Origin of the sequence: Vibrio sp. 10N.222.48.A3, assembly GCF_041475345.1 — a bacterium.
In the GTDB taxonomy this organism is placed as follows: domain Bacteria; phylum Pseudomonadota; class Gammaproteobacteria; order Enterobacterales; family Vibrionaceae; genus Vibrio; species Vibrio tasmaniensis_A.
In genome coordinates, this window is sequence record NZ_JBFRVX010000325.1 from 1 (window position 1) to 3,955 (window position 3,955).

The window sequence follows — 3,955 nt, forward strand, 5'->3', positions numbered from 1 at the left end:
TTATTAATGTGGTTTCGAAATGTAAACGGACTTGTTGTTGAATTGTTATCCTAAAACCTTTTTGTTTGATAAATATGATGGCGGTTAGGTTTTGAAGTGATAGGTGGTGCAACTAAGTACTTATCTGTAAAAAGAGCCGTTCGTTTCGATGCTTTTGAATTTGGCGCTGCTTTGGTAGAATGCGACGCTTTGTAGCACCCTGCTATGTCTATTCGTTAAGTGAGAAATATTCATGAACAAAAGCCATGTGACTATTGGTTTAACTAACCCAAAGAGCCCGACAAACGTTGGCGCGGTTATGCGTGCGGCGGGTTGCTACCAAGTCGACGAAGTTAAATACACAGGGCAACGCTACGACAAGGCTGCAAAATTTCACACCGATACCAAGAGTGCAACGCGCACTATCCCGCTTACTGGTGTCGAGTCGTTTTTAGATAACCTTAATTCAGAAACTAAGATCGTATGTGTGGAGTTGGCTGAGGGTGCAACACCACTGCCACGTTTTAAACACCCAGAGAACGCTATCTATATCTTTGGGCCTGAAGATGGTTCTATTTCTCAAGATGTCGCTGACCGAGCTGACCATGTTGTTTATGTACCAACTGTTGGTTGCATGAATCTAGCAGCAACAGTGAATGTGCTACTTTATGATCGCCTTGCTAAGTCAGATGAAATGGACGAGAGCAACGAGCTGATCAAGAAAAGCCGCGATAACCGTAATCACCTGCAAGTGAAGCAGGGGTAGATATCGTTTTAATCGTGTCTGGCCTCTTAATATCCAATGCAGATTAAAGAAAACCCCTTATTCGTAGGAATAAGGGGTTTTTACTTGGTTGATCTCGGATCTTAGGTTTGGCTATTCAGCACATTTGGAAGCCATAATTTTTAATGGTTGCCCCGCATCATCGAATTGTAAGCTCCATACATACTGCCCAGCATTACGAATAGTGATAGCGGTATCTTGACCGTAACCACCTTTAATTAACGAGTTAAGCTGTCCTAACTTTAGGTTAAGCCCATCCGCTGTGAACTGAGGTGACCAAGCCTTGGATGCATATTGCATGCGATAACTGCCCGGTTTTTCAGTGGTGACGACTTGGTAAGTGTTGTCACCTTTATATTCAAACTCTCGTTGACCCACGTGTTTCCAACCTGAATCAGCAAAATTGCCAACCACATAAAGTGGGCTCGAAATAGGGCCTTCAGCTTTTATTGTTGGATTGTCACATTGAGCCATGAAGCCTTGTCCAACTTCATTTCCTGTTGCTAGTATCACCGCAATTGGCCCTTTTTCACTTGGCTGTGTTATCGACAAGAAACGAGCTTCAAATGGGCTTAGAACGATAGAGTAGTGGCCATCAATAGCTGAGATCGATTGCTTGGATTCAATATCCTTCAGATCAGCTATGGAGCCGACTTTTTCTTTGGCTAGTTTTATGGTTTGTTCTTTGTTGGTAACGTTCACTGCGTAGACAACAGTATCGCCTTCATAGGCTTTGTGATCGACATAGGCTACATCATTGGCCATCAGGTTTGTACGTTTACCTTGTGATAGAGCGGGGTGCGTTTCTCTCAGTTTCATCAAGTTTGTCACGTATTGCTTTAAGTCTTTTTCGTGCGCATTGAGTTGAGCTGTGACACCTTCTACTTTACCGCTAGTACGGGCTACGTGATCATCACACAGACCATTAATGGCACAGTCATCAGTCCATACTTTGTCTGAAAAACCTTCTAGCTGATCGCCTATTTCGTCCCCATAGTAGGTGGTTATTGGGCCGGTATAAGCTGCTTGGAATGAAAATGCCGCTTTATAGCGCTGCCAATACTCTTTGTCTTGTGGAGAAGCGATATCACCGCGCTGTAATAAGTCACCAAAGCGCACAAGGTCATGGTTACCGATCATTAAATTTGGCTTCGCGTGGTCTGGGTATAACGAATGTAAAGACATGCCTTCTGCAAGCCACTCTCCACCTTTGTTCCCCACGCCAGCTTCGTTTACAGCAAAGGTTTCCGTCAGGCGGTAGCGCATAGGGAAATCAAACGCAGAACATAAGGCCGGTGCTTCATTTGAACCGTAGCCTGTTTCAATAATGCGGTTCTCACCTGCCCAAATTTCCGCGACCATATAACCCAGAGGGTTCACGGTTTTACCTTCGCTGTTTACGTATTCGACTTGAGAAGATGCGGTGTCTACCGTTTCTCTGATTTGACTCCAAGCTTCTTTTGGCACTTGATAAGCTTGATCTAAGCGCCAACCATCAATTTTGAGCTCTTTGATCCAATACTCGGCAACTTCTTGATAGAAGGCTAGGCTCTCAGGGTATGAGACTGGATTATCCTCTCCTTGGGGCAGCTTACCTTTTGGTGACGGCACTACGTTTTTTTTGTGGTGGCCAAATACGCCATCAAAGAAGACATAAAGCCCTCGAGCATGCGCTTCTTCAACTAAGGTTTTAGCTTCTTCCATCGTGCCGAATCTCGGATCGATATTGAAATAATCGGTGGCAAAATAACCGGTTGCATCCAGTCTATCAGCCCAATGGTCTTGGTTTTCGATAGGCTCTGAATTAAAGATTGGGGTTAGCCAAATGCCGTTCATGCCAAGAGATTCAATGTAATCAAGTGAGTCGATAATACCTTGGATATCTCCGTTATGGTGACTGGTTCCATAGCCTGTCCCATGACCAATTGAGTCATCGCCACTGACAAAGCTTTCGACCATCACTTGATAGATCCTCAAGTCATTCACGTCGGCATTGGTATTCGTTTGGCATTGGTATGCTGTTGGTTCTTGAACTGATTCAGGTGCAGATTGGCAACCTGCAAGTAGGATGGCGGTAACGGCCAACGCGGTATTGGATAGAGAAAGTTTCACGTAAAGGTCCTTATTATTATGATTTAACCTATTATTCACCATCCTGATATTCTATAAATCCTCCGTTAAATAGTGGCAATAGGAGTAGACGGTAGGCTGAGAGACTGAGGTCACAATATGTGGCTAATTTCTTATACATATTATGATGAAGTGCTGATTTTTGAGTCGGAACGAGATTTGTACAGGAAGATATTTTTATGCGGTATGTACCAGCCTTGTTGAGAATAAGTCATTCTCTGTTTCTAATGTTATCTATCCCGAAAGCAATCGGATATTATCTTGGGTTCATCATTAGATAATTGAAGGGTTAGATAACACCATGGAAGACAAGCAATTACTTGCCGCGCTGCAGCAACACCCTGTCCTCGATCTCTATCAGTTATTCCAAGAAGTTGGTCAAAACCGCTCTCTGTATGCATTACTAGAGAGGTTATTTTCCCTTAAAGAACACCACCAACTGAGCACTCGTCTTAGCCCTTTTAAGCCTCACATCGAAGGGTTGCTGGCTCAATTTGATAGCACTACACCGGACAGTGATATTCTCAAAGCGGTTGCTCTTCAGTCTGAGATTCAGCAACGAGGCCACAGTATGAGTCGTTACATCATGACATCGGACAATCACCGCCATTTTTCCCCAAATGCAGACCTAGTGATGTTTGGTGATTCGATCACCGAATGGGCACCTTGGGCGGATATCTTTCGCGATGTTTCGATGGTCAACCGTGGCTTAGCGGGTGACACCACAACTGGCATGTTGCGCCGTATTGATACCACGTTGAATGTGAAGCCAAAGCTGGTGTGCTTTATGGCAGGGATAAACGATTTGGCTCAGGGTAATGATGTCGAACATATCTACCGGAACTACATTGATATGCTTGAAGTGTGGCAAGAAAACGATATTCGTATATTGGTGCAATCAACGCTTTATGTTGGCTCTAAACTGCAAGGTTTGAACCCATCGGTGGAGCTGCTTAATAGCAAAATAAGCGAGTACTGTTCCCAGCAAGACATTGCGTTCTTAGATGTGAATTCAGTATTGTCACCTAATAAGCTTTTATCGAATGAATACTCATGTGATGA

Annotated in this window: 3 protein-coding genes; 2 read left to right on the forward strand and 1 reads right to left on the reverse strand. The window is 43.9% G+C overall.

Features of this window, described 5'->3' with window-relative positions:
- Window positions 1-232: 232 nt before the first annotated feature.
- The gene (locus AB4653_RS10340) at window positions 233-745 is read left to right on the forward strand and encodes an RNA methyltransferase (RefSeq protein WP_009846247.1); all 513 of its coding nucleotides are present in this window, start codon (window positions 233-235) and stop codon (window positions 743-745) included.
- Window positions 746-856: 111 nt separating this feature from the next.
- On the opposite strand, the gene AB4653_RS10345 is transcribed toward AB4653_RS10340, so the two are convergent.
- A complete protein-coding gene (locus AB4653_RS10345) occupies window positions 857-2,917 on the reverse strand; it encodes an alpha-amylase family glycosyl hydrolase (protein WP_102258249.1) in 2,061 nt (686 codons plus the stop codon).
- Window positions 2,918-3,194: 277 nt separating this feature from the next.
- Here AB4653_RS10345 and AB4653_RS10350 point away from each other — a divergent pair.
- A partial coding sequence (locus tag AB4653_RS10350) for an SGNH/GDSL hydrolase family protein (RefSeq protein ID WP_372104077.1) occupies window positions 3,195-3,955 on the forward strand: 761 nt, incomplete at its 3' end.

What these genes read in the sequence shown, in the direction of transcription:
- AB4653_RS10340 (WP_009846247.1), top strand. Translation starts at nt 233, where the DNA reads ATGAACAAAAGCCATGTGACTATTGGTTTAACTAACCCAAAGAGCCCG.
- AB4653_RS10345 (WP_102258249.1), bottom strand. Translation starts at nt 2,917, where the DNA reads ATGGTGAATAATAGGTTAAATCATAATAATAAGGACCTTTACGTGAAA.